At 34.6% G+C, this 26,961-nt stretch carries 27 protein-coding genes; 8 read left to right on the top strand and 19 right to left on the bottom strand.

What is annotated here, in order from left to right; translation table 11 throughout:
• Window positions 1–145: 145 nt before the first annotated feature.
• On the bottom strand, window positions 146–853 hold the full coding sequence (gene msrA / locus P177_RS06155) for a peptide-methionine (S)-S-oxide reductase MsrA (RefSeq protein ID WP_036152991.1): 708 nt from the start codon (window positions 851–853) through the stop codon (window positions 146–148).
• A gap of 101 nt (window positions 854–954) precedes the next feature.
• Between msrA and P177_RS06160 the strand changes: the two genes are divergently transcribed.
• Both P177_RS06160 and P177_RS06165 read left to right on the top strand, forming a co-directional pair.
• Window positions 955–1,650: a peptidoglycan DD-metalloendopeptidase family protein gene (locus P177_RS06160; RefSeq protein ID WP_036152993.1), complete on the top strand. Its 696-nt coding sequence runs from the start codon at window positions 955–957 to the stop codon at window positions 1,648–1,650.
• Window positions 1,651–2,052: 402 nt separating this feature from the next.
• Complete coding sequence (locus tag P177_RS06165; protein WP_036152995.1) at window positions 2,053–2,289, top strand: hypothetical protein; 237 nt, start codon at window positions 2,053–2,055, stop codon at window positions 2,287–2,289.
• A 711-nt stretch (window positions 2,290–3,000) separates the two neighbouring features.
• Here the strand turns inward: P177_RS06165 and P177_RS06175 are convergent.
• Window positions 3,001–3,738, bottom strand: coding sequence for an arylesterase (locus tag P177_RS06175; RefSeq protein ID WP_051941734.1), 738 nt, complete (start codon window positions 3,736–3,738; stop codon window positions 3,001–3,003).
• 62 nt (window positions 3,739–3,800) lie between these two features.
• On the opposite strand from P177_RS06175, the gene P177_RS06180 reads away from it, so the two are divergent.
• Window positions 3,801–4,490 carry an ABC transporter ATP-binding protein gene (locus tag P177_RS06180; RefSeq protein WP_036153001.1) on the top strand — a complete coding sequence of 230 codons (690 nt, stop codon included), beginning with the start codon at window positions 3,801–3,803 and terminating at the stop codon, window positions 4,488–4,490.
• Between the two features lie 47 nt (window positions 4,491–4,537).
• Window positions 4,538–7,036, top strand: coding sequence for an ABC transporter permease (locus tag P177_RS06185; protein ID WP_036153003.1), 2,499 nt, complete (start codon window positions 4,538–4,540; stop codon window positions 7,034–7,036).
• Window positions 7,037–7,067: 31 nt separating this feature from the next.
• Here P177_RS06185 and P177_RS06190 read toward each other — a convergent pair whose 3' ends face one another.
• On the bottom strand, window positions 7,068–7,658 hold the full coding sequence (locus tag P177_RS06190; protein WP_157486477.1) for a hypothetical protein: 591 nt from the start codon (window positions 7,656–7,658) through the stop codon (window positions 7,068–7,070).
• Window positions 7,659–7,757: 99 nt separating this feature from the next.
• On the opposite strand from P177_RS06190, the gene P177_RS06195 reads away from it, so the two are divergent.
• From P177_RS06195 to P177_RS06205, 3 genes are all read left to right on the top strand, one after another.
• Window positions 7,758–7,976 (top strand): PLDc N-terminal domain-containing protein, encoded by a 219-nt coding sequence (locus P177_RS06195; RefSeq protein ID WP_036157916.1) that lies wholly within the window; start codon window positions 7,758–7,760, stop codon window positions 7,974–7,976.
• Between the two features lie 128 nt (window positions 7,977–8,104).
• Entirely contained in the window at window positions 8,105–9,460 is a 1,356-nt protein-coding gene (locus tag P177_RS06200) for a DEAD/DEAH box helicase (protein WP_036153009.1), read from the top strand.
• Window positions 9,461–9,733: 273 nt separating this feature from the next.
• The gene (locus P177_RS06205; RefSeq protein WP_036153013.1) at window positions 9,734–9,991 is read left to right on the top strand and encodes a hypothetical protein; all 258 of its coding nucleotides are present in this window, start codon (window positions 9,734–9,736) and stop codon (window positions 9,989–9,991) included.
• Window positions 9,992–10,158: 167 nt separating this feature from the next.
• Here P177_RS06205 and P177_RS06210 read toward each other — a convergent pair whose 3' ends face one another.
• The 4 genes from P177_RS06210 to P177_RS06225 form a co-directional block, all read right to left on the bottom strand.
• The gene (locus P177_RS06210) at window positions 10,159–11,718 is read right to left on the bottom strand and encodes an amidohydrolase family protein (protein WP_036157919.1); all 1,560 of its coding nucleotides are present in this window, start codon (window positions 11,716–11,718) and stop codon (window positions 10,159–10,161) included.
• 806 nt (window positions 11,719–12,524) lie between these two features.
• The gene (locus tag P177_RS06215) at window positions 12,525–12,971 is read right to left on the bottom strand and encodes a hypothetical protein (protein ID WP_051941736.1); all 447 of its coding nucleotides are present in this window, start codon (window positions 12,969–12,971) and stop codon (window positions 12,525–12,527) included.
• Window positions 12,972–12,982: 11 nt separating this feature from the next.
• Complete coding sequence (locus tag P177_RS06220; RefSeq protein WP_036153016.1) at window positions 12,983–13,414, bottom strand: SRPBCC domain-containing protein; 432 nt, start codon at window positions 13,412–13,414, stop codon at window positions 12,983–12,985.
• A gap of 65 nt (window positions 13,415–13,479) precedes the next feature.
• The gene (locus tag P177_RS06225) at window positions 13,480–14,031 is read right to left on the bottom strand and encodes a TetR/AcrR family transcriptional regulator (RefSeq protein WP_036153019.1); all 552 of its coding nucleotides are present in this window, start codon (window positions 14,029–14,031) and stop codon (window positions 13,480–13,482) included.
• Between the two features lie 381 nt (window positions 14,032–14,412).
• Here P177_RS06225 and P177_RS06230 point away from each other — a divergent pair, with 381 nt between their 5' ends.
• Window positions 14,413–14,583 carry a hypothetical protein gene (locus P177_RS06230; RefSeq protein ID WP_157486478.1) on the top strand — a complete coding sequence of 57 codons (171 nt, stop codon included), beginning with the start codon at window positions 14,413–14,415 and terminating at the stop codon, window positions 14,581–14,583.
• A 297-nt stretch (window positions 14,584–14,880) separates the two neighbouring features.
• Here P177_RS06230 and P177_RS06235 read toward each other — a convergent pair whose 3' ends face one another.
• The 12 genes from P177_RS06235 to P177_RS06285 all read right to left on the bottom strand — a co-directional run bounded on the left by P177_RS06235 (window position 14,881) and on the right by P177_RS06285 (window position 26,961).
• Window positions 14,881–15,363 carry a PIN domain-containing protein gene (locus P177_RS06235; RefSeq protein WP_036153024.1) on the bottom strand — a complete coding sequence of 161 codons (483 nt, stop codon included), beginning with the start codon at window positions 15,361–15,363 and terminating at the stop codon, window positions 14,881–14,883.
• A complete protein-coding gene (locus P177_RS06240) occupies window positions 15,353–16,132 on the bottom strand; it encodes a hypothetical protein (protein ID WP_036153027.1) in 780 nt (259 codons plus the stop codon). Before P177_RS06240 ends, P177_RS06235 begins: the two co-directional genes overlap by 11 nt.
• A 217-nt stretch (window positions 16,133–16,349) precedes the next feature.
• Complete coding sequence (locus P177_RS06245; RefSeq protein ID WP_036153030.1) at window positions 16,350–17,570, bottom strand: sensor histidine kinase; 1,221 nt, start codon at window positions 17,568–17,570, stop codon at window positions 16,350–16,352.
• Between the two features lie 314 nt (window positions 17,571–17,884).
• Window positions 17,885–21,244, bottom strand: coding sequence for a preprotein translocase subunit SecA (secA, locus tag P177_RS06250; protein WP_036153032.1), 3,360 nt, complete (start codon window positions 21,242–21,244; stop codon window positions 17,885–17,887).
• Between the two features lie 216 nt (window positions 21,245–21,460).
• Entirely contained in the window at window positions 21,461–21,685 is a 225-nt protein-coding gene (locus P177_RS06255; RefSeq protein ID WP_027064442.1) for a DUF2795 domain-containing protein, read from the bottom strand.
• 133 nt (window positions 21,686–21,818) lie between these two features.
• On the bottom strand, window positions 21,819–22,394 hold the full coding sequence (locus P177_RS06260; protein ID WP_036153034.1) for a cob(I)yrinic acid a,c-diamide adenosyltransferase: 576 nt from the start codon (window positions 22,392–22,394) through the stop codon (window positions 21,819–21,821).
• Window positions 22,395–22,471: 77 nt separating this feature from the next.
• Window positions 22,472–22,618 (bottom strand): hypothetical protein, encoded by a 147-nt coding sequence (locus P177_RS20185; RefSeq protein WP_167333096.1) that lies wholly within the window; start codon window positions 22,616–22,618, stop codon window positions 22,472–22,474.
• A 30-nt stretch (window positions 22,619–22,648) separates the two neighbouring features.
• Window positions 22,649–23,137 carry a hypothetical protein gene (locus tag P177_RS06265; protein ID WP_036153036.1) on the bottom strand — a complete coding sequence of 163 codons (489 nt, stop codon included), beginning with the start codon at window positions 23,135–23,137 and terminating at the stop codon, window positions 22,649–22,651.
• 148 nt (window positions 23,138–23,285) lie between these two features.
• Complete coding sequence (locus tag P177_RS06270) at window positions 23,286–23,546, bottom strand: hypothetical protein (RefSeq protein ID WP_036153038.1); 261 nt, start codon at window positions 23,544–23,546, stop codon at window positions 23,286–23,288.
• Between the two features lie 425 nt (window positions 23,547–23,971).
• On the bottom strand, window positions 23,972–24,232 hold the full coding sequence (locus P177_RS06275; RefSeq protein WP_036153040.1) for a hypothetical protein: 261 nt from the start codon (window positions 24,230–24,232) through the stop codon (window positions 23,972–23,974).
• Window positions 24,233–24,674: 442 nt separating this feature from the next.
• Window positions 24,675–24,935: a hypothetical protein gene (locus P177_RS06280; protein WP_036153042.1), complete on the bottom strand. Its 261-nt coding sequence runs from the start codon at window positions 24,933–24,935 to the stop codon at window positions 24,675–24,677.
• Window positions 24,936–25,089: 154 nt separating this feature from the next.
• A complete protein-coding gene (locus P177_RS06285; RefSeq protein ID WP_036153044.1) occupies window positions 25,090–26,961 on the bottom strand; it encodes an ABC-F family ATP-binding cassette domain-containing protein in 1,872 nt (623 codons plus the stop codon).

Genomic DNA, 26,961 nt, shown 5'->3' on the forward strand with positions numbered 1-26,961 from the left:
TTCAGGGAACAAGATATGATAAAATTAAAACAAGCATGTAATTACTGTATTGACCAATAGAATGTGTGATTCATTAAATTGACCAGTGCATAAAAAAAGCGCCCCTTTTGGGGCGCTTGTCTATAGAAATTTCTTGGGAGATCTTTTAATGGGCACTCTTCTTCAGATAATCTCCAAAGTTTGCTTTAAATCGATTCAATCTCGGTATAGATACATTTCTTATATATGAGTTGTTAGGATTGTTCTTTTCATAATCCTGATGATATGACTCGGCTTTATAAAATACAGTATAAGGTACAACTTCTGTGGTAATTGGATCGTTATCGTACACTTTATTATCTGTAAGTGCCTTCATGTAACTTTCAATAATCTGTTTTTGCTCATCATTTTTATAAAAAGCGATAGAGCGGTATTGCCTACCACGATCTGGACCTTGTCTATTTAATTGTGTAGGGTCATGAGAACCGAAAAATACTTGCACCAATTGAGTAAAAGATATTTCATTAGGATCATAGTAAACTTCTACAGCTTCTGCATGATCTGTTTTTCCATAACCAACTTCTTCATATGTGGGGTTCTTTTGTTCACCACCGGCATAGCCAGAGATTACTTCTTTTACTCCTTTCACACTTTCAAAAATAGCCTCAACGCACCAAAAACAGCCACTAGCAAAATATGCAGTTTCATATTTGCTTAGTTGTTGCGGACTTAATTTTACCTCTTCTTCTATTTCTTCATGTTCGGTTTCCATGATTTCCGAGTTTTCGGAAATGGTATTTTTCTTGACTTTAGACTGGCAACTGGTCGCAATCAAGGTCGCGCAGGCCAATAAAGTGATTTGTAATAATTTCATAGCAATTTTCTTTTAGCAATTTGTAGGTAATTTACAAAGACCTTACGAGGAAAAGGGTTAAAAAATGTTAACGCCATTAAAGGAAATTATATTTTTGATAAATGAACACATTACTTTACGCTCTTGAATCTTACTCGGCAGAAACTATCTGTATTTTAGATACTACTATTCCTGCAGACGCATACGTGACTCTTGATCTTTCTAAAGAGAACAAAGATTTATTGAATTTAGATATTACCGACTATACTATTTGTCAAAATTATATAGATGGTGTACTTACAAGCAAAAAAGGTGTTATTGCCTACGGCGGATATTTAGAACATAGAAACCTATATAATGATAAAGAAGGTTTTACTTCTAGTAGTAAACCTATAAGGAATATTCATTTGGGTATGGACTTCTGGTGTGCAGCGGGTACAAAGGTATTGGTGCCTATAGATGGAAAAGTTCATAGTTTTAAAAATAATGCTACTATTGGTGATTATGGGCCAACTATTATTCTAGAACATGTTTTAAATGATATTACTTTCTATTCTTTATATGGTCACTTAGCCGTGGATTCCTTATTAGGACTATATATAGGAAAAGACTTTAAAGCTGGAGAAGTACTTGCAACTTTAGGTACTCCAGATATTAATGTGAACTATGCCCCGCATCTACATTTTCAAATTATAAAAGATTTAGAAAGTAACGAAGGTGACTACCCGGGTGTATGTGCAGAGGCAAGATTATCTTTTTATAAAGAGAATTGCCCTAATCCTAATGTGTTATTGAAGTTAGATTTAAGTAGGAAGTAATTGGTATTAAGTACAAAGTAAAAAGTACGAAGTATTAAGTCTGAAGTTGAAAATATAGAAAATAGAAAATAGAGTATAGAGAATAGATTTTTATGCGGTGTTGTTATTGAAGAGAATTTAGCGAAGTTAAATTAATACTCTACCAACAACCAACAACCAACAACCAACAACCAACTTCTATTTTCTCTATTCTTTACTCTCTTTTCTATTTTTTAAAAGTAAATTTCTCGGTTAACGACACCTAATATCGATAAGGTGATTTTGGTGTGTGTGTCATTTATCGATACGATTTTACACTTAAACCGAACTTGTGTCAACTAACGAGAATTAGGGGTTTTTCAGCGATTCATCACCTAGTAAAACAAGGCCTGCGGCGTTCTATTATTGTAACAAACGCAAGTCATGAAAACAATAATAGCAACAATCTTCATCATCTTTTTAAGCTTCACCGCTCAAGCACAGAACTCTACTGAAGAAGTAAAGGTTGAAACTATTGAAATGAGCATTGTTACTGAAACAGCATTTGAAGTAAAAGCAAATACGAATACTGAAGTAGCTAGATTGTACAAATTCAAAAACTCAAGAATTAAAAGAGATTTGAATTTCTTAACGAAAGCGAACAAACCTAAAATGGCTTAGTCTTTTAGTATGAAGTATTAAGTAAAGAGTATTAAGTAAGAAGTACAAAGTACAAGGTTGAAAATTTATAAGTTGTAAAATAAGTCTTTGAGTTTGAATGATGTGAATTCAATAAAATTTAGCTTCGCTAAATTTTTATTGTTTCTAACAACTAACAACTAACAACTAACAACTAACAACTAACAACTAACAACTAACAACTAACAACCAAAGTCAATTCTCATTTTTGAACTCACCTCTTGTAGTCCCACTATATGATACAAAGATAATTTTATAGGAAAAAGCTTATTAACTCGATGAACTGCACAAATTCGGTGTCTAATGGAAGAAAATTTTGTAGGAAAACGGACTACAAAAATTGGTAATACATCGAAAAGCAAACTTTTCATCGTAAAAACTGTACCTCTTGTCGAATTCGAAATACGTTTACTTACGAGTAGCTGGTTATCTATAAACCAAATTTACCTACTTTATTATGCGTACAATTATTTTTTTATTCCTTGTTATCTGTTTGGGAACCCAGTCCCAAGCACAATCGAAGTCACCAGACACAAAAGTACAAACCATTGTTATGCCCATGGCAGATGTAACAATTAAGTCTGACGTAAACACTCATGGTTTCCAAACAGCTGCAAGGTTTTACAAAGTCAAAAATGCAAGAGTTAAACGTGCCTTACTTTTCAAGGTAAGGATAAGAACTGTTTCTTTCGCCTAGTTTATTTCTTCTACAAGTTTTTCGGTTACCTCCATTCCCCCTTGAGGTAATACGATAGTTTTTAAAACTTCCCATACATTTTCAGAAACTATTTTCTGTCCTTCTGCAGTTGGGTGAATTCCATCTTCTAAGTTCAATTCAGAGATACCGGCAACACCTTCCAATAAAAAGGGAATCAACGCTATATCATTAGATTTAGCTAATGCAGGGTACATCATCTTAAATTGCGAAGCATAATCTGCACCCATATTTGGTGGTATTTGCATACCTGCCAATATAATTTGCGTTTCAGGATTTTTTTCTTTGACCATATCGATCATCGATTGTAAATTATTCATCGATTCTGTAATCGGTATACCTCGCAACCCGTCGTTCGCACCTAATTCTAAAACAAAAATATCTACTGGCTGATTTAGTACCCAATCCAAACGGTTTAATCCTCCAGAGGTGGTTTCTCCGCTTAATCCAGAGTTGATCACTTTATAATCTAGACCCAAAGAATCTAGTTTTAATTGAATTCTATTTGGGAAGCCTTCCTTGGTGTCTAAGCCATACGCAGCGGTAAGACTGTTTCCGTAGAACAAAATCACTTTGTCATCGGCAGAAATTGCTTCTTTTTCCGGGCTACTAACTTCTTCGGTTTGGGTGTCAGTTTGCTTTTTTTCCGGTGTTTCTCCACATCCAACGAACAACAACACCACTAAAAAATAACGAAACTTTAATACTTTCAACATAGTCTTAACTTATTAGATTCCAAATCATTTGTTTATTTTGTTGTCTTGTACCAAAATGATTTATGACAAAGATATTAAACGTACGTAATCTAAAGAAAACGTATACCAGCGGATCTAAGAATTTGACAGTTATTGATGATATTTCTTTTTCAATAGAAGAAGGTGACACTTTTGCAATAGTTGGTCCGTCTGGTAGTGGAAAAACCACTCTTTTAGGACTATGCGCCGGATTAGATGAAATAAACGAAGGAACCATAGAACTTTGTGGGGAAGATTTAAGTGCTTTAAATGAAGATCAACGTGCACTCTTAAGAAATGAAAAGGTAGGATTCATTTTTCAAGACTTTCAATTGCTACCCACTTTAACGGCTTTAGAAAATGTTAGTGTTCCTTTAGAATTACAAGGAGCTGCCAATGCTTCTAAAGATGCAATAGAACTTTTAAACAAAGTTGGTTTGGGTAATCGTCATGATCATTATCCATCTCAATTATCTGGTGGTGAACAACAGCGGGTTGCTTTGGCAAGGGCATTTTCAAACAAACCTTCTATACTTTTTGCTGATGAACCTACGGGTAATTTAGATGAGGAAACTGGCGAAAAAGTCATAAAATTACTATTTGACCTAAATAAAGAAATGGGAACTACCTTGGTAATTGTTACCCATGATCTAGAATTGGCCAATTTGAACAAACATGTATTGCGACTTAAAGGTGGTAAAATAGTAATCAACGAAACCACGGCATTATCTTGAGTACGACACAAAGAACATCAAAAGCACCATTTAATTGGTTATTGAAAATGGCTTGGCGCGATGGAAAGGCTAGCGGTAAACGTTTGCTGTTATTCATGGCTTCCATAATTCTTGGTATTGCCGCGGTGGTGTCAATTCAATCTTTTAGTGATAACCTAAAAGATAATATAGGTCTACAGTCTAAAGCACTTATGGGTGCGGATTTTCTCATCGATAGCAATCAGCCGGCAAATGCAAGAGTAACGGAATTGATGGATTCTTTAGGTGGATATAATGCACGAGAGGTCAATTTTGCTTCCATGGCGGCTTTCCCTAAAAGTCTGACAACAAAATTGGTTCAGGTGCGTGCCATTGAGGGCGCTTTTCCTTTTTATGGAGCTTTAGAAACAGAACCGCTCACGGCTGCACAAGAATATTTGGAAAAAGGTGGGGCGCTTGTTGATGCTACTGCAATGTTGCAATACAATTTAAAACCTGGCGATAGTGTAAAACTTGGTAATGTTACTTTCCCTATTGTTGGCTCATTAATTACCGCTCCAGGAAGTACAGGCATTGGTGCCACTGCCGCGCCACCCATTATAGTCCCTTTTCGTTTTATGGAAAAAAGCGGACTCTTACAACGTGGTAGTCGTTTAAAGTATAACTATTACTTTAACAATGATAAAGCAGATTTAGAGGCTTTAAGTAAAGATGTTGATCCATTACTAGATGCTGAAAATGCGGATATGGATACCCATACAGATACAAGCGAGCGCTTGGGTCGTAGGTATGATAATGTAGGTCGTTTTCTAAATCTAGTGGCATTTATAGCACTCCTCTTAGGGTGCGTTGGTATTGCCAGTTCTGTACATATCTATATAAAAGAGAAATTAAAAGCGGTAGCAGTGCTAAAATGTTTGGGTGCTACAAGAAAACAAACCTTTTTAATATACCTGATTCAAATTGCAGGTATGGGATTGTTGGGCGGACTCATAGGTACTATTATAGGATTGTTGTTGCAACAGACCTTTCCACTTATATTACAAGAGTTTTTACCTTTTCAAGTTGAGATATCTACCTCATTTCAAGCCATATTCGTTGGGTTGTTACTTGGTGTTTGTATGTCCGTATTATTTGCTTTATCTCCATTAATACATACTTGGTTTGTATCTCCATTACAAGTGTTACGTGTGCAAGAAGATACTGGTAAGAAAGCTAGACCTTATCAGATTTGGGTAATCGTTGCTGTTGTACTTTTTATATTTTTATTCGCCTTTTGGTTATTGGGTAGATGGGTGTTTGCATTGAGTTTTGTTGCGGGTATATTGGTGACATTTTCAATTTTGGCGGGAGTGTCGATTTTATTTATGCGATTGATAAAACGCTATTTTCCTAAATCTTGGAGTTTTGCCGCAAGACAAAGTTTGTTGAATTTATACCGGCCAAATAATCAGACCGTAGTGTTGATTTTAGCCATTGGTATTGGAACATTTTTAATTAGTACTTTATACTTTACGAAAGATTTTCTTCTTGCCAAAACCTCTTTTGAAGCAAGCGCCGAAAGTCCGAATTTAATTTTGTTCGATGTACAAACTGATCAGCGTGATGCCGTAGCGAATACCATTACGCCAAGGGGATTACCGGTTATAGATAATATTCCTATTGTTACCATGCGAATTGAACGTATCAAAGATAGGAATGTAAATGATATACGATTAGATACCACCACCCGAATGAACAAATGGATTTTGAACCATGAGTTTAGAACTACCTATAGGGATTCTATGATTGGTTCTGAGAAATTATTGGAAGGGGAGTGGATACCTTCTGTGGATTCTAATGCAAAGGTAATTCCTATTTCATTGGCAGATAATGTGGCAAATGATGCTTTAGTCACTATTGGTGACACCCTGGTGTTTAATGTGCAAGGGAAACTTATGACTACTGTTGTAGGTAATATTCGCCAAGTAGATTGGGCACGTATGCAACTCAATTTTTCTATAGTTTCTCCAAAGGGAGTTTTAGAGAATGCGCCACAGTTTCATGTGGTAACTACCAATGCCCCAGATAAAAAATCATCAGCAGGTTTACAGCGAGAATTGGTAAAGAAATTCCCTAATGTTTCTATCATAGATTTAAGACAGGTAGTAACTTTGGTCGAAGATATTTTAGATAAAATTTCATGGGTCATATCTTTTATGGCATTCTTTAGTATTCTTACAGGTATCATTGTATTGATAGGATCTGTTCGTAACAGTAAATACCAACGAATTCGTGAAAGTGTTTTACTAAGAACACTTGGTGCTCAGAGTAAACAGATCTTAAAAATTAATGCTCTTGAATATTTGTTTTTAGGTGTTTTAGGTACTGGAGTAGGAGTAGTACTTTCTTTATTAAGTAGTTTCCTATTGGCTTATTTTGTTTTTGATACTCCGTTTGTTCCATCTTGGGTGCCATTTTTGGTGGTATTACCGGGTATTACATTTCTAGTCTTGGCAATCGGTTTAATGAATAGTAGAGGAGTATTAAATAGTCCGCCACTGCAGGTGTTGCGAAAAGAAGGGTAATATGGGAATGTTTTAACCTTTAAATATTCGATTAGTTATTGGTTGAAGTAGGTTGGGCAATATAGGTATAGTAAGTGTGTTCTGTATTCGGGTCTAGAAATCTATACAGTTGTGTTCGTATTGTTGGTAGTTGAAAGTCTTCTTCATCATAGACCTCTAATAATAGTGATGCATAATCTGAACGGTTAAATTTTCCTTTTTCTTTAGTAATTTCAGATGCTCGTTGATTAAATAATATGCTTTTCGGCTGAGCTTTATTTCCATACTGTATTAATGGCACCGTTTTCATAGTTTTGGCGAGTTTATACTTATAGCGCTTAGCATTTATCTTTAAAGAATCTCCCAAAGCAAAATCACTTACTATTTTATAAGTACTATCATTACTTATTTCGTTTAATAAGCTGACATAGTTTTTATAAGTACCATCGGTAATTATGTTTTTGGAAATCAATTCCTTTTCAAAATCATCTAATATGGTTAAAAGGGCGGCGTGGTATTCAGGATACTCTTTTTCTAAGGCGCTATTGATAGCTTCGTCATATGTCCCATTAGTTGCTTGGGCGGCTAATTCATTAAAAAAAATAAAAGACATAAATACGAATAAATATGTGTGTATTTTCATGTAAGAAAGATTATGTTGTTCTATTTGAAATATACTATTTTCTATGTTGTTAATTTTTATAACTTTAAGAAATACGTAATTTTTATAAATCAGGCAATTATGAATATACCAGCAGATTTTTCATTTACATTAGGTTTTTGGCAAACTTTTTTAATTGCAGCGCTGTTCGTTTGGGTATATTGTTTAGTTGATATTGCGCGCCATGAATTTAAGAATGACGGTAAAATCACATGGTTGTTAATTGTACTATTTCTACCCATTTTAGGTTCGGTTCTTTATTTATCCACAGGAAAAAGTAGACGTATTTTAAAAGTCTAACTTTAAACTCCTTTAATATTTTCAGCTTTCATAGTTACTTTTGACTTAATTACCGATAAATCTCTCACTATACGTGATTTGTCAACTAATCAGCATAGCTTTGCACTTGAAATACAAAAGTGATTGTTATGCCGTTGTTTACCGATTTAAAAATATCTAGAAACTTAGAAAAAGCTCTTGATGATTTAGGTTTTGAAAATACTACTCCCATTCAAGAAAAAGCTTTTCCTATAGTAATGAGTGGTAGTGATGTAGTAGGTATTGCACAGACAGGTACGGGTAAAACTTTTGCTTATTTGCTTCCTATTTTAAATACACTGAAGTTTTCTAAAGATATTCACCCCAAGGTTATTATTCTAGTACCTACACGAGAGCTTGTGATACAAGTAGTGGAAGAGGCGGAGAAGTTGGCTAAATACGCAGGTATTCGCATTCTTGGTGTATTTGGTGGTAAGAGTATGTTGCGTCAAAAAGAGGCTCTGGCATTGGGTACGGATGTTCTCGTAGCAACACCTGCAAGATTGTATGATTTAATTCTTACCAAAGCAGTTCAATTAAAACAAGTGAAGAAGCTTGTAATTGATGAGGTCGATGTCATGCTTGATCTAGGCTTTAGGTTTCAGCTCGTAAATATTTTCGAACTATTACCACAGAAGAGACAGAATATTATGTTTTCTGCTACGATGACCGACGATATTGAATTGTTCATTACGGATTTCTTTACCGGAGTTCAAAAAATTGCTATTGCCGTTAGTGGAACTCCTTTAGAGAATATTACCCAATATGGCTACGCTACACCTAACTTTTATACAAAAGTAAATTTGTTGGTCAACTTGTTACAAGATGAAGAAACCTACCATAAGGTTTTGGTATTTGTTTCAAGTAAGCGAAGTGCCGATTTACTATTTAAAGAATTGGCAGAATTTTTCAGTGAAGAAATCTGTATTATACACTCCAACAAAACACAGAATTATAGACTACGTTCCATAAATCAGTTTGACGAGGGTAAGAACCGTATTTTGGTAACTACAGATGTTATGGCACGTGGATTGGATTTACAAGAGATATCTCACGTAATTAATTTTGATACGCCAACATATCCAGAAAACTACATGCACCGAATTGGTAGAACGGGTAGGGCAGAGAAAGAAGGTACTTCAATTTTAATGTATACACCAAAAGAAGAAGAAGCAAAAGACGCTATAGAAGAGTTGATGTCGCATAAGGTAAATCTACAACCTTTGCCTGATGGAGTTGAAATTGCCACTCAACTTACTTTTGATGAGCAGCCAAAGCATAGAGAGCGTGAAAACCCGCTTAATATAAATGAAGAGGAACGTGGAGCAAGTTTTCATGAAAAATCCGATAAGAATAAGAAAGAAAATCAAGGTGGTTCTTATAAACGTATTATTAAAAGGAAATACACCAAACCAAAGACCCGTGGAGATAAGAACTACGGTAAACGTGGTAGAAACAAAAAATAGAAATATTTACTTCATTATAATGAATTCTGTTTTCCACTTCTATAGTTGCTTTTAGAGCCCAATTATAGGGGTGTCGTAAATTTCATGTACTCAAAAATATCGATTAAATACACTTCAAATCGGTGTGTTGTTTTTAGACCAAAAACCATTCGTCGACACTTTTTGTCGATTCGTCACAGATTTTTACGCTAGCCGAAAATTATAGCAGTTTAGCGAGGGGAAGAGGTATTATCCTTGACCTGAAACTACTTTTATATTGTTCAATATTACAATATGAAAGCATTATTTACCTTACTGATAGTTATTTTCGCCGGAGCATTAGCATTGGCACAAACTCCCCTGACAGATGATAAAATTAACACTACTGAAGTGGGTGTTGTTTTGGCTGATAGCTCTGACAATACTGGCAACGAAAAATCGTTTGAAATCACTGATGAAACGTCAGTAGCGCGTTTATACAGATACGCAAATGCTAGAATTAACAAAGAATTAGCGTTCGCTACAAAGAAATCATACGGTAAGTTGGCATAATCTTTGCCATATATTAAAAGGTGCAATGAAGCACCTTATAAATTTTAAATTATGATGATACTTTCAATTTTAATACCAGCACTTATTGTTATTGCAACTATTGCTTTTACTTCAAAAAACGAAAAAAAAGTACGTCCAATTAAAGTACCTGTAAACAAGCGTAAATTTTAATTTTTAACGCCAGGCTGCTTAATAGTATAGTTACTTTTAGCTTTAGCTTCATCTACTTGGCGCTTTACATCTGCCAGTAGCGCTTTGGAATCATAAATGATTCCGTCCTTTACGGTGTATTTTACACCACCAACCCGAACCACCTCATTGTCCTCGGTAAGTTTTATAGCTCCCGTACCATATAATACTTTGAAATTTTGTAGCGGATTTTCCTCAACAATGACAAAGTCTGCCAATTTGCCTATGGTTACCGAACCTAATTTGTCATCCATTCCTAATGCCTCTGCACCTTTCAATGTTGCAGATTGTATAATTTCTAAAGGATGAAACCCAGCTTCTCGCATTAATTCTAGTTCTCTTATATAGGCAAATCCGTATAATTGAAAAATGAATCCGGAATCTGATCCCGTGGTTACTCTACCACCTCTATTTTTATATTCATTGATAAAGGTCATCCAAAGTTTATAATTTTTTCTCCACCCAACTTCTTGTTCCGTTCCCCAATCATGCCAGTACGATCCATGAGATACTTTGCTAGGCTGATAAAACTCCCATAAAGATGGTAATGTATAATCTTCATGCCATTCAGCTCGTCTAGCTCGTTGCAAATCTCTACTGGCCTCATAGATGTTGAAAGTTGGGTCCAAGGTGAAATCAAGTTCCAATAGTTCGTTCATTACATTGTTCCAATGTTCAGAATAAGGTTCTGCAGCTTGTTCCCATAATTTACCTGCATTTTCAAAGCGATCTTGTTCGTTTTGGTAATTATAGTCCAACGGGAAATCTTGTACTGTTCTATCGTCGAACAAAGCTTCTGGCAGTCCGTACCAATGCTCCATAGAGGTTAACCCCGCTCTGGCCGAATGTAAAACATTCCAACGGGCAACACTCATTTGCGCATGGTGGCAAGCAGAGCCTAGTCCTAATTTTTTGTTCTCGTCCAGTGCCGCTGCCATAATTGCCGGTTCTGCTCCAAAAAACTTGATGCCATCAGCACCTTTTTTAGCATTGGCACGTACCCATTCTCTTGCTTGATCAGGGGTAGATATGGGAATATCATTTAACGGATTAAAAGATTTACTCGTTTGCCCAAAGGCTGTGTAGGATATAATACGCGGAGCTATAATTTCATTTTTTTCGCTTTTGCGTTTTAAGTCAAGGGTGACATCAATACCTCTACCGGCAACTTCACGCGCGGTAGTTACACCATGAGCCATCCAAAGTTTAAATACATAATCAGGGTCTGCACCTTGGGCATCACCGCCAATATGTGTGTGCATATCAATAAAACCGGGCATTAAATACATGCCGGTACAATCAAGTTCCTTACCGCCTGTTTTTAATTGCGGTCTTTTGGCATCATCAATGGCGACACCCGGGTAGCCAACTACTTTTACGTCTTTAATAATATTGTTTTCTACCACTATGTCTATAGGACCTTGTGGTGGTGCACCGTTGCCGTTAATAAGCATAACGCCTCTAATGATCAATTGGGAATGTGGACCATCGCCTTCTAAGGATTGGGCGTTGACGGAAAGCAATACAGTGAAAGTCATTGCGGTTGCAAGTAGTAATTTGTGGAACATAAAGAGGTTGTTTGAGTTAGTTACCTTAAATATAACTAAAGCCTCAGAAATTATGGGTGACTGTAAACCAAACTTTTAATTAATTAGATACGTTTTAAGGTTATATCTTAGGAAATTGAGAGTATAAGCAGAAATATTAAAAAACTATAATTTAAGTAACTATATCAATTTAATTCTTAGACTTCTATAATAATCACAACTAAAATCAACAGTTCTTTATATTATAAATATAGGAGGGATATTAATCTTAATTCTTATGGTTCTTTTGGATGTATGTGAACGGTGTAGTGCAGGGTTTCGTTGCTTGTTTCAGTACTGAATTTGACAAATAAATCACAGTTGGAAAGTCTGTGAGGACATTCGTAAGTAGGTTATAACTAGCTATGAAATATACATATTGTGTGTGCCTAGTATGGGCATCTTTATCTAATAGTAATATAAGGGTTTATCTAGAGGCTCAAGTCCCTTATGCGCTGGCGTAAAGTTTGGAAGTATTAGTAAGTCGCAAGGGTGGTAACCGCGAGGTTACATCTGAAATAAGCGAGACTACAAAACTCAGTACTGACCCTTCGGCTATGCTCAGAATGTACCCTATATAGAGGCATATTTACATGGTTAAGCAAGCGCATTATTGTAATACCCAAAGATTACCAAAAATTTAGTTGTAGCCAATGCCTAGATGAGAAGATAGTGCCAAGGTAGAAGAGCTTTGGTTTTATGAATTGCAAACCACCGTGCGTCCGTAGGTGTTAGAGGTGGATGGTGGGATTTATAATTCAAGACCGTCTATTCGATTGTGCGTTCGTTATTCCTTTTGTCGGTTTCCATTTTTTTAGTCCACCACATAGAAATAAAACTCCTATAGCTATTGAAATTAAAGAATATACTGTTTTTGAAATAGTGCAGACTTCATGTCTCCACATATCAAAGATTAATTCTCCAACTCCACGAAAAATATAAATTCCGGCAATTAAGAATACACCTAAATTTGAAAAGGGTAGTTTTTTAAACTTGTCATCTGCTGAAAGTCCATATAGTCCAAATATGGTAAACATAATTGAAACAAAAATTGTTAATAAGTATGGAAATGAAGAGTTTATTTGAGCAAGTTCAATCATTTCTTTTCCAATCCCTGTAATTTTAAACATCTGTTCAGCCCAAATAAGTCCAACAATATGTGAGAATGCAATTAGAAAGTTTATATATCCACCAATTTTTAACATTTTAAATAAATTTATTTTTCAACTAATAGTTGAAGCTCGTTATTCATTTTATCAAACACTTTTAATTCTTTGAAAATTTGTTTACGAAAGACAGAGGAAATAACACCTTGTAATTCCCATTTTTGGATGAATGTAATATGCTCTTTGTCTATTTCTTTAATAATAAAGTAATGTGTTGCTTGAAAGAACCATTTTCCTATTATTTTTTGAGTAGCTGAAAATGATTGAAAATTCTTTTTGCTAATTGCAGTTGCCTTAAAATTAGAATGTTTACCATTTGTTTGTGAAATTGTTACGTCAAATTTTCTTCCAAGTATTAAACTGTCATTATTGTTCAATGTTAGAACAGAATTCCACTTTGGATAACTTTCAAAGTCAGTTAATACGTTCCAAGCTGTTTCTTTTGTTGCTTTTATGTCTATTTTAATTTTATATTCTTTCATTTTTTGTGCGTTTGCATATGGTAATAGGGAGCTACTAATTATTAGGGGAAGAACGATTTTTATTACTAATATTCTATAAATTGGTTTAATTCCTGTTTAACTATCATTTGGTAATTAGTACTTTGTTTTTCATACCTAATCATTTCGTGATAACCTATTAAATGTTTGTATAACAAAGAAGATTTAATATTTGCATCATGCTCTGAATAGCCCATTTCTCGTAATAATCTATTCACAAATTCGATTCTTTGAGAGTCAATTTTTTCAATAATAAATTTGGTCTTTTTTTCTTTTTCGGCATATCGTTTTAAATAAAAAATGAAATCTTGCTGCGGCATTTTTTTATAAGAAAGCTTTATTAACGTTTTAAATTTTTGTACAGCTGATTTTTCGTTGTTGGTTAAATAAATGATCTGTTCAGTTTCGTTGCTTATCCAAAATTCTATTAGTTGTTGGATAAACTCTTTTTTAGTTTTGAAATGCCAATAGAAGCTGGACTTGTTTACATTCAGTTTTTTAGCCATCTTTTCAATTATAACCCCTGAAATTCCTTTTTCTGAAAAGAGTTTGAAACCTAAATTAATCCAGTCTTGTTTTTTTGCTATTATTTTTGGCATAATTAGACGTTAACGTTTAATAATTCGAATGTATAATAAATAATTTAATAAACGTTACCGTCTATTAAATTATTTTATAATAAGATAAATTTTAAAGAAATGGTTTAGGGTTTGTATGCTAGGATTTTCCGAAGGAAAATAAAACATAGTAAAATTCCAAGGATCTCTGACTATAGACTAAACCATAATTGTTTTATACACGTTGTGTGAATTCAGTATGGGCATCAATATCTAATAGCATTCTAATAATTTATCTAGAGAGCTCAAGTCCCTTATACGCTGGCGTAACGTTTGGAAGTATTAGTAAGTCGCAAGGGTGGTAACCACGAGGTTACTTTTAAAGAAAGAGAGACTACAAAACTCCGCACTGAACCTTCGGCTATGCTTAGGGTAAACCAAGCAGGAATCGTATACAGAGGCATATTTACTTGGGTAGACAAGCACACTTCGGCAGGCTCAGTGTATCGCATCAGTGTAACGCTCCAAGGACATCAAGAGGGTAAATGTGTAGATACGGCAGGGATTGAGGTCAAGAAGATGTTCTTAACTTGAGAGGTCTCCAACGTTACGTGTAGCTACATGGAGAAGTCAGCTGAGGTCATAGTACTTACAGGCAATAAGCTAGGGCAATAGCCTGGAGGTCTCACGAATAAGGAAGTACTAAACGTTAACTCTCGTCTGGATTCGTATAGGAATCGGTTTGACCGATAGCCTATACTTAGAAAGACAAGTACAGTATAAGTTCTGATATAATGAACCGTTGTACACGATGCCCGTACGTACGGTGGTGTGAGAGGCGCACTCCGTTCCTAATTAGGGGCGGAGCCGTCTACTCGATTGAGCAACGTTTTATAAGTCGAGGATACCAAAAGTTTCTGAATAAGGGATATCGATACTGATAATATCAAACTTAGGTTTTAACCCTTTTTTGAGAAGTGCCAATGTGCTTTTCGAGCGAACATCTGATGTAACAAAATGTGTTATGGTCTTGTCTACATCTGCTTGTGCAAATAGTTTGGAGTCATTTGGTATTATAGCTCTAGGGTGAAGACTTGATAAGCTAATTTTGTTTTCTGTAAATATTATTTTGGCAAATTCACCAGCTCTTTGAGCTTCTTTAAGGTTTAAAGGTAATATTTGAATATTCATAAGAGGCAAATCTTCTAATTTACCTAAAACACAATACTCAGCTATTGTTACAGTAGAAACTTTTAATGTGATTTCTTCTTCAAGGAAGTATTTATAATAGCCAACGGCGTTTGAGTGAAGCTTGTCTTCATCATTGAGAAGACGTATAAAGAAACTAGTATCAAGTAAAACACTATGCTTCATAACCACCTCTAATATCTATTAACCATTCGTCAGGATTAATCTTTTTCCAGCTCTTTTTCGCTTTTTCGATTAGACTATTTAAATATGTTTTATCAAATTTTGGATTATAATCTATTAATTCTAAAAGCTTTAATGACTTTGTGTCTACTTCTCCCGTTTCCAGATTCTGAAGTCCTAGCGCTCTAACCCCAAATCTTCTATAAAGTAGATTCTCTTCTCTTTCTTTTAGAAATTCCTGTCCAGTTTCTATTGCCAAATAGCCATAATCTTGAGTGTCGAGATGAATATTAGCTTTACTCTTTCCTCCGGCATCTCTTAGGATTCCATAAAAATAAAGTTCTGCCTCCACCCAAGTTTTTTCCGTTTGAACAAAACGAGTAGAAGGATTTATTGTCAATTCATAATCTTCTTTTATGGAAGTTTTGATTTGAAATTCATAATTTTTTTGTCTCGATAAATTTTGAATGTTTTCTATTGCCCTTGCAGTTTTTAATTCCAAGAAGTCTATTGAATTATTAGCCTGAACTTGTGATAAAATAGCACTAAAACCAATTATTGCTTGAATAGTAGTTTTGAATTTGTGTCTTACAGAGCCTTCTTCAATATCATAAGTTATGATAGGTCTGTCCTTTTTATTATTTGGGTATAGTAAATCCTCTACATTTTGCAGTATAGCTGCAATTTGCTTTATATCGTAGTTGTCTGGGCTTAAGTCCTTATGCCCTGATTTACCCACTACTCGGATTTCTATTTCCCCAACTTTCTCCACAATTCAAATGTACAAATAATTGATTTATACTATAACTTTCATTTATTGCAAATGTTGCACAACAACTGTATAAGATAACAAATTACTATATCTATCTTATTTACGTACCAAAATAACACAAATCACCATCCTTTATCAGTGATGGTATTATATATCAAATAAAATTTAGGACTAAGTTCTACCTTTCAAGTATAAGTAGTGAATATAGTATACTCCTTTAAGCAACTGGAGATAGTTGTTGCTTGATTTCTTGGAACTTGATGATGTAGTTAGTTCCTTTTTTAGAATTATCGCGTTCTATTGTTCCGCGTAATTGGCGGGTAAGATTGTGAATCAGTTTTAAACCTAAAGATTTAGTGGTTTTGTAGTTAATGGTTTCAGGGAAGCCGATTCCATTATCACCAATTTCTAAGATATAACAGTTTTCTTTTTCTGTATCCTGTTGAAGCTTAATACTAATTTCACCTTCGTTATCACTTTCAATGCCATATTTTAAGGCATTCGTCAATGTTTCATTAATTAAAAGTCCTAATGGAATGGCGGTATCTATACCCAATTTTATATCCGGGATATCAATTTTTAAGTCAACATTATTATCATTTCCTTTTATAGAACGAATTAAATATTCACCTAATTCTAGCACGTAAGATTTGTATTCAATATGGCTAATATCATTACGCATATACAACATTTCATGAACCATTGCCATGGCAATTACCCTATTCTGAGTGCCTTTTAAAAGACCTTTCATTGGTCCGGTTTCTATATTTCTAGATTGTAAGCTTAACAAACTGGAAACTGTTTGTAGATTGTTTTTTACTCTGTGATGTACTTCTTTTAAAAGGTTTTCTTTTTCGTGTACTTGATTTGCCAATGCCTTTTTAGAACTGTACATGGCATTGTAGGTTTTTAGAAGTGTTTTTCCTAAGGTGTTTCCTAAAATAAATACAGCGAATAAAACGGAAACCAAACTAAAGACCGAGCTCGATTCTTTTGGAATTAAATTTTCTGTAATGCTTAATTCAGGTATGCTCTGCGTAAATACCAATAGAATAAGAATAGTTATAATATTAAAATATACCCTACCATATTTAGTACTGTTTACAAACCCACCAAAGGCAATCAACGGAATCATGAATATAAACGGACTATGAATACCACCACTATATACGGTTACTACTACAGCGGTAATTAAACCTATAATAGATGAGAAATTAAATGTTGGGACTATTTTTTTATGAGACCTGAAGTAAAGTAAATTGATAATGTTTAAAATAGCAAAGCCAGTAAGTGCAAAGGGTATAACTTGTGTTATGTTCAAAAAGAAATAGCATAAAGCTCCAAAAAGGATGGAGATGATGCTTGTGGTATAATTTACCCTTAAAAATAGTTTGGTTTTATCCTGTAGACGTTCTTTGTCAATGGTAAATCCGGGCATAGATATTATTTATGTACTAGAAAACATACGAATTACGTAATGTAAATCTAATTATGTTTTTATCATTATACTAGTATTTTCTACTTAAGTATGATAAAAACATTGATTACTTTTCTGAATTACATATTTTTTTTGCCTAAATAATGGTTAAAAATATGAAATGAACTGTTAATTGTACAATTCAATACATAATCTTGAAAAAGGTTTTAATTGTATAGTAATTTCTATTTCGTTTATTTATAGCTTGTTATAAACTGTAAATAAAAAAGGCATCCATTTGGATGCCTTTTTTAAAACTTATAATGTTGTCTATATTAATCTTGAGTCAAAACCCATGATCCATTTTGTAAAAGTGGTTCTGCTTGTTTAAACTTTACCGTTTTACTCTCGCCACTCATTACATTTTTAATGGTAACGCGCTCATTTCTTCCAATTTTTGGTTGTTCCCTTGTAATAGTTTCGGTAACCGCAGGACGTTCAGCCTGATTTTGACTAACTGCTCTACTACGTGCCGCTAATTCATCACTATTAGGAATTTCCTCTTTTGTCGTCTGTAAATTCTCTTTACGTTGAACATTTCTTTCCTCTTGAATAGCACTAGCATTTTCAGAAGGTAATTCTCCTTTAAATAAGAAAGAAACAACATCTTTGTTCACTTTCTCAATCATGGATTTAAAAAGTTCAAATGCTTCGAACTTATAAATCAATAAAGGATCCTTTTGTTCGTGAACCGCTAATTGAACCGATTGCTTCAACTCATCCATCTTACGTAAATGTGTTTTCCAAGAATCATCTATAATAGCCAATGAAATGTTCTTCTCAAAATCTGTAATCAGTTGCTTACCGTTACTATCATAAGCCTCTTGAAGGTTGGTAACAACATTCAAGCTTTTAATTCCGTCAGTAAAAGGAACTACAATACGCTCAAAGTTATTGGCATTATCTTCGTGTACCTTTTTAATAACTGGAAAGGCTGCAGCAGCATTGCGCTCCATCTTATCGTTATAATGCTCGTATGCAGCTTTATAAATTTTACCGGTAATTTCTTGAGCTGATAGTTTTCCAAATTCAGCCTCGTCAACAGGTGCCGTTATAGAGAAGTACTTGATCAATTCAAATTCTAGATTCTTATAATCACTAGCGGCCTTATTGCTTTCTACGATAACCTCACAGGTATCATAGACCATATTAGCGATATCTAGCTTTAAACGTTCACCTTGTAAAGCGTGACGCCTTCTTTTGTAAACAACTTCACGTTGCGCGTTCATAACATCATCATACTCCAGTAAACGCTTACGTACACCAAAGTTGTTCTCTTCAACTTTTTTCTGAGCACGTTCAATAGATTTGGTCATCATGCTATGCTGAATAACTTCACCATCTTCCAAGCCCATTTTATCCATCATCTTAGCAACCCTGTCAGAACCGAATAAACGCATTAGGTTATCTTCTAGAGAAACGTAGAATTGAGAACTTCCTGGATCTCCTTGACGTCCAGAACGACCTCTTAACTGTCTATCTACACGACGAGAATCATGTCTTTCTGTACCTATAATTGCTAATCCGCCTGCTTTCTTAACCGCATCAGACAACTTAATATCTGTACCACGACCAGCCATGTTGGTTGCAATAGTTACAATACCTGCATTACCAGCTTCGGCAACTACATCTGCCTCTTTCTTATGAAGTTTAGCGTTCAGTACATTATGTGGTACTTTACGAACACTCAATAATTTAGATAGTAATTCTGATATTTCTACAGAGGTAGTACCAATCAATACAGGTCTGCCTGATTGACTAATTTTGGTTACCTCCTCAATAATTGCATTGTATTTTTCTCTTTTTGTTTTGTAGATAAGATCATTTTTATCTTCTCTAGCGATAGGTCTGTTAGTTGGGATTTCCATTACATCTAACTTGTAGATTTCCCAGAATTCGCCAGCTTCCGTAACCGCGGTACCTGTCATACCGGCAAGCTTACTGTACATTCTAAAGTAGTTCTGTAAAGTAACCGTTGCAAAAGTTTGAGTTAATGCCTCAATTTTCACGTTTTCTTTGGCTTCTATTGCTTGGTGTAATCCGTCAGAATATCTACGACCGTCCATAATACGACCGGTCTGCTCATCAACGATCATTACCTTGTTATCCATTACCACATATTCGGTATCCTTTTCAAATAGGGTATAAGCCTTTAACAACTGGCTCATGGTATGTATACGTTCACTCTTAATAGTGAAATCTTTAAAAAGCTCTTCTTTTAATTCTGCCTCTTTTTCAATCTCAAGATTTTGACTTTCAATTTTGGCGATCTCTCCACCAATATCTGGCATCACAAAGAAATCTTTATCCTGCTCACCAGAAATATAATTAACCCCTTTATCGGTCAATTCTATTTGGTTGTTCTTCTCGTCGATTACAAACAATAAATCTTCATCAACAACCGGCATTTCCCTGTTGTTGTCTTGCATGTAATAATTTTCTGTTTTTTGAAGCAATTGCTTAACACCCTCTTCACTCAAGAATTTAATTAATGCCTTGTTCTTTGGTAGACCACGGTAAACTCTTAATAATAAGAATCCGCCTTCTTTAGTGTCACCTTCCGCAATTAATTTTTTAGCCTCTGCCAAAACTCCTGTTAAATGCTGACGTTGCTTTCTAACGATCTCGTCAACCTTTGGTTTTAGTTCATTGAATTCATGGCGGTCACCCTCTGGTACCGGACCAGATATAATCAATGGTGTACGAGCATCATCTACCAATACAGAATCGACCTCATCTACCATGGCATAATTATGTGGGCGTTGTACCAAATCTTTTGGTGTGTGCGCCATATTATCCCTTAAGTAGTCAAAACCGAATTCATTATTAGTACCGTAGGTTATATCCGCATTGTAAGCTGCACGTCTACCATCAGAATTTGGTCTGTGGTAATCTATACAATCTACAGAAAGTCCATGAAATTGAAATATAGGTGCCATCCAAGCACTATCTCTTTTTGCTAAGTAATCATTTACAGTTACCAAATGGGCACCGTTACCACTTAAAGCATTTAAGTACAATGGCAATGTTGCAACTAGGGTTTTACCTTCACCCGTTTGCATCTCTGCAATTTTACCTTGGTGCATGGCAATACCACCAATAAGCTGTACATCATAATGCACCATGTCCCAAGTAACTTCTTTACCGGCAGCATCCCAAGAATTTTTCCAAACTGCATTGGTGCCTTCAAGAGTAACATAGTCTTTAGTACCTGACAAAGTTCTGTCATATTCTGATGCTGTCACCTCTAAGGTTTCGTTATTGGCGAAACGCTTGGCAGTTTCCTTTACAACGGCAAAAGCTTCAGGAAGTATCTTATTTAAAGTCTCTTCAGAAATCGTATAAGCTTCTTCTTTTAACTTATCTATTTCTGTATAAATGTCTTCGTTTTTATCAATGTCTGTAGAGTTCTTTACCTCTTCTTCCAAAGCACTGATCTGATCGGTTTTTTCTTTGATAGATTCTTGAATAGCCTTCTTGAAATCTATTGTTTTCTGTCTAAGTTCGTCATGACTAAGACTTTCTAATTTTGATTCGAACGACTTTATCTGGTCTACTAAAGGCTGTAATTCCTTTACATCTTTTTGTGATTTATCACCAACGAATGCCTTTAGGATGGAATTAATGAAACTCATATATTTTAATCTATTAGAATTGAAGCTTTTCTGACTAATATATTAGCTAGAATAGCTTTCAAAATATTTTATAATCGACAATTGTAATCGATGCTGTTAAAGAGCAAAAGGTATTCCAGTCTTGATTTTTCGACCAAATTACCTAAGAACCTGTCAAAATTACATAAAAAAAAAGCCTCCGAGGAGACTTTTTAGTAGTTATTATGATATCGAATATTAATATTCGTCCTCGTTCCAGAGGTAGTCTTCTTCCGTTGGATAGTCAGGCCAGATCTCTTCGATAGATTCATATATTTCGCCACCTTCTTCTTCCATAGATTGTAAATTTTCTACAACTTCAAGAGGGGCTCCAGTTCTGATGGAGTAATCTATTAACTCATCTTTACTTGCCGGCCAAGGTGCATCACTTAAATAAGATGCTAATTCTAATGTCCAATACATAGTAATAGTTTAATTTTAATTTTTTGCAAAAGTAATTTTTAAATTGTAACAGCAAAATAAATAGTAATAAATTTCAGCTTATCAATATATTTTTCTGCATTTATAAATTGATAACGAATAAATTACGGATTTATTAGTCCTTTTTTTTAGGAACCCATTTTATTTCATTTGCTTGTAAATCATAGGACAATTTTCGTGCCAATACAAAGAGATAATCTGAAAGTCTATTTATAAAAGATAACACATTTTTATCAAATGGTTCATTTTGGTGCAATAAAGTTGAAATACGCTCAGCCCTTCTGCATACCGTACGGGCAATATGACAGTATGACACGGTTGTATGACCACCAGGTAGAATAAAATGGGTCATTTGCGGTAATTGCGAATCCATTTGATCAATAGCGTCCTCCAAAAAGTTGATTTCAGCAGTACCTACTTTTGTTATTTTTAAACGCTCCGTACCATTTTTAAGCATTTCCTTTTCTGGATTTGTAGCTAAAATAGCTCCAATGGTAAACAAATGTTCTTGAATTGCAATGAGTTGATGCTGGTATATAGGATCAATATCTTGATCTCTAATAAGTCCGATCCAAGAATTTAACTCATCTACGGTACCATAACTGTCAATTCGCATATGATGCTTTGGTACACGTGTGCCACCAAATAGTCCGGTAGTGCCATCATCTCCTGTTTTGGTATATACTTTCATTTTATATATGGTGCAAAGTAATGTTGAGATTATTTAATAATGATAGTGAGAATTATTGCAGTTAAAATTTTGAACGATTAGTTCTCTTTCTTGTCTTTGCGTTCATAATCACCCATAAACTTTCTTGATTTGCGGTCTTTAGATTTTCCTTTACTGGTAATACGTATGGCTAAGTAGATAGCGAAAACGACACCAAGGGTAATGTATATAGTATTACTGCTCATTAAGATTTGCTTTAGTCTAAAATTACTGGTTTATATCCGTATTTTAAAATGTTCCTTTGCTTGTTCTCTTCTAAAAAATACGGCGCCACAATAAAACATATCTATTGTGACCTTAATATGATTTTCTGCTTTAAGATTTTTCCAAATTTCTAGATTTTTTTTGTTTTTATGTATTCCGTCTAAAAGAAGCATGCAGTCGTTAGATAGCGTATTTAGATTTATACTTTTTAAATCATTGATGTTTGCAAGAATAATATCTGGATTATTTTCAACGGTAGATATATTAGAACAATGTTGTTTAATGAGTTCTTCGGATGTGTTATAATCACCCACTAGAAAAATAGACTTGTAATTAAAGTAGTCTATACTCTTAATAAGGACTTTTAAGGTAATGGGAAGTTTTAATTCTCTTTTCGTATAAAGACAGTTGGTAATGTATTCATACACAAATGGCGAATGAATTCCGTGCTGATTATTAGACGTAAGAAGAAATTTAATATAGGATATAAAACGAAACACTAGTTACCTTTTCAAATTTTGTCAAAAGTAAAGATTGTCATTGAACTTGAGTTTGATTTTTGAATTTGACTTTGTATTTTAAAAAGTAGGTAATGGTAAGAAATGGGGTAGCTAGGATGTGGGGCGAAAAGGAAATTGAACTGTTGTATTAAGAAAGTTTAGCGCTGTTCATTTTTGTTGAGAATTTTAAAGCTTTGATTACTCTATTGTTTTTGTTCTTATATAATCTAGCAACCTCGATTGTATTTTTAGTTTCAATAGTTGGAACAACCATATCATTACTTTCAATTGTTTCAACCATCTCAACGTGTACAGTTTCGATCTCTACAGAAACGTTCTCATTGTTAGATTGTGCCTGAGCGAAGAAACAAGTGAAGAAAAGAGCGGTTAAAAGAATAATTGATTTCATAATATTTGTTTTACACTGCTAAAGTACAGGCAAGACAAAACATATTTTGCCGCTCGTCGTTGGGCATCATTTAACTATAGACGAATGGTAAAGAGGCGTCGTTAATTAATTTTATGGAAAATCAGAAGTCAACTGCCCTCTAGATGTTATAGTTCGCTCAGTTACCGTAGGTATTGGTGTTGCCTGCTTATGTGTTTACGCTGCAGATATTAGAAGGGGAATGTATGCTGCCAGGTTAAACGGTTTGCTTGAACCAGATTTTTAAACTTAAGCTTGAGTTTGAGCTTGAGTTTGAGTTTTGAGTTTGTATTTGAATTTGAACTTGATTCTTGAACTTGATATTTGTGTTTGTATTTTAAAAAGTAGGTAATGGTAAGAAATGGGGTAGGTAAGATGTGGGGCGAAAAGGGAATCGAATTATTGTATTAAGAAAGTTTAGCGCTGTTCAATTTTGTTGAGAATTTTAAAGCCTTGATTACTCTGTTGTTTTTGTTCTTATATAATCTAGCAATCTCAATAGTGTTTTCAGTTTCAATAGTTGGAACAACGATATCATTACTTTCAATTGTTTCAACCATCTCAACTTGTACAGTTTCGATCTCTACAGAAACATTCTCGTTGTTAGCTTGTGCCTGAGCGAAGAAACATGTGAAGAAAAGAGCGGTTAAAAGAATAATTGATTTCATAATATTTGTTTTACACTGCTAAAGTACAGGCAAGTCCAAACATATTTTGCCGCTTGTCGTTGGGCATCATTTAACTATAGACGAATGGTAAAGAGGCATCGTTAATTAATTTTATGGAAAATCAGAAGTCAACTGTCCTCTAGATATTATTGTTCGCTCAGTTACCGTAGGTATTGATGCTGCCTGCTTATATGTTTATGCTGCAGATATTAGTAAAGTAATGTATGCTGCCAGGTTAAACGGTTTGCTTGAACCAGATTTTTGAACTTAAGCTTGGGTTTGAGTTTGAGTTTGAGTTTGTATTTGAACTTGAGCTTGAGCTTGAGCTTGAGCTTGAACTTGATTCTTGAACTTGATATTTGTGTTTGTATTTTAAAAAGTAGGTAATGGTAAGAAATGGGGTAGGTAAGATGTGGGGCGAAAAGGAAATTGAATTATTGTATTAAGAAAGTTTAGCGCTGTTCAATTTCGTTGAGAATTTTAAAGCTTTGATTACTCTATTGTTTTTGTTCTTATATAATCTAGCAATCTCAATAGTGTTTTCAGTTTCAATAGTTGGAACAACAATATCATTACTTTCAATTGTTTCAACCATCTCTACTTGTACAGTTTCGATCTCAATAGAAACGTTCTCATTGTTAGCTTGTGCCTGAGCGAAGAAACATGTGAAGAAAAGAGCGGTTAAAAGAATAATTGATTTCATAATATTTGTTTTACACTGCTAAAGTACAGGCAAGCCCAAACATATTTTGCCGCTCGTCGTTGGGCATCATTTAACTATAGACGAATGGTAAAAATCATTCGCCTACGGTTTATGTAGTTATAAAATCTATTTGGAATTAAGTGATTATTGAAGTCTAACCTTCCATTAATGCAGAAAGCTCAAACCAACGTTCTGTTTTGGTTTCTATGGCATCGGTAACTTCTTTAAGCTCAATGGATAGGTTCTTGATATCATCGCCACTTAAAGAGCTATCAGTGAATTTTTCTTGTAATACTACTTTAGATTTTTCCAATTTTTGAATCTCTCTTTCTAACTTCTTATACTCTTGCTGTTCTGCGTATGAGATTTTTGGCGAAGCATCCGGTTCTTTCCAATTGGTCTTTGTAGTTGTTTGCGTTTCTTTTTGCTCTCTCTTTTCTAAAATCTGACTGTCTTCATATGCTCTATAGTCAGAGTAGTTGCCAGGGAAATCTTCAACAACCGCATCACCTCTAAATACAAATAGGTGATCTACGATCTTATCCATAAAGTAACGGTCGTGAGAAACAACCATTAAACATCCTTGGAAATCCATTAAGAAGCTTTCCAATACATTCAATGTAACAATATCTAAATCGTTGGTAGGTTCATCTAATATTAAGAAATTAGGATTCTGTATCAATATGGTACATAGGTACAACCGTTTACGCTCACCACCACTTAGCTTATCAACAAAATCATACTGTTTTTTTCTGTCAAAAAGAAAACGCTCCAATAACTGCTGTGCAGAAATCTGTCTGCCTTTCATTAGCGGAATGTAATCTCCAAATTCGCGAATAACATCGATTACTTTCTGACCTTCTTTTATTTCAATACCTTTTTGAGTGTAATACCCAAATTTGATGGTTTCTCCCACAACTACTTTACCGCTGTCCGGTTGGTCGCGTCCGCTTAAAATATTTAAGAAGGTAGATTTACCGGTACCGTTCTTGCCGATGATACCAATACGTTCTCCTTTTTGAAATACATATTCAAACTTGTCAAGAATCGGTTTATTCGGAAAAGATTTTGAAATCTTGTGTAGTTCAAGAATTTTGCTTCCCATACGCTCCATGTTCAATTCTAACTGAACTTGGTGGTCTTTTCTACGTTGACTTGCTTTGTCTTTAATAACGGCAAAATCATCTATTCTAGATTTAGACTTAGTGGTACGTGCTTTTGGTTGCCTGCGCATCCAATCTAATTCCTTCTTAAAGAGAAGCTCTGTTTTATGCTGCTCTACCGCCTCTTGCTCTATACGTGCTTCTTTCTTTTCTAAATAGTAACTGTAATTCCCTTTATATGGATATAGTTTTCCGTTTTCTAGTTCAATGATTTCATTACAAACACGTTCCAAAAAATAACGGTCATGTGTTACCATAAACAAGGTCATGTTTTCTTTCGCAAAGAACTCTTCTAACCATTCGATCATTTCTAAATCTAAATGGTTGGTAGGTTCATCTAAGACTAAAAGGTCTGGTTTGTTTATTAAGGCATTAGCCAATGCCAAACGCTTCTTTTGTCCACCAGATAGTTTGCCCACCTTGGCATTTAAATCATCTAACTTTAACTTATATAGAATCTGCTTATATTGGGTTTCAAAATCCCAAGCTTCAAAGCGGTCCATTGCTTCAAATGCTTTTTGGTAGGCATCTGCCTCTTCAATATTTAAAAGCGCTTTTTCATAGTTTTTAATAACTTGTAATACCTCGTTGTCAGATGCAAAAATAGTTTCTTCTACAGTTAGGTTTGGGTCCATAACCGGCTCTTGCGCCAAAAAGGAAACCCGTGTAGATTTACGGTAATTTACCTGACCGGAATCGGGAGTATCTGCACCCGATAGTATATTAAGAATCGATGTTTTTCCTGTACCGTTTTTAGCGATCAAGGCAATTTTTTGGTCTTTGTTGATACCAAAAGATAGGTTGTCAAAAAGAACATGTTCGCCATAGGCTTTCGAAATATTTTCAACGGTAAGTAGGTTCAT

The organism is Maribacter forsetii DSM 18668 (genome assembly GCF_000744105.1).
In the GTDB taxonomy this organism is placed as follows: Bacteria; Bacteroidota; Bacteroidia; order Flavobacteriales; family Flavobacteriaceae; genus Maribacter; species Maribacter forsetii.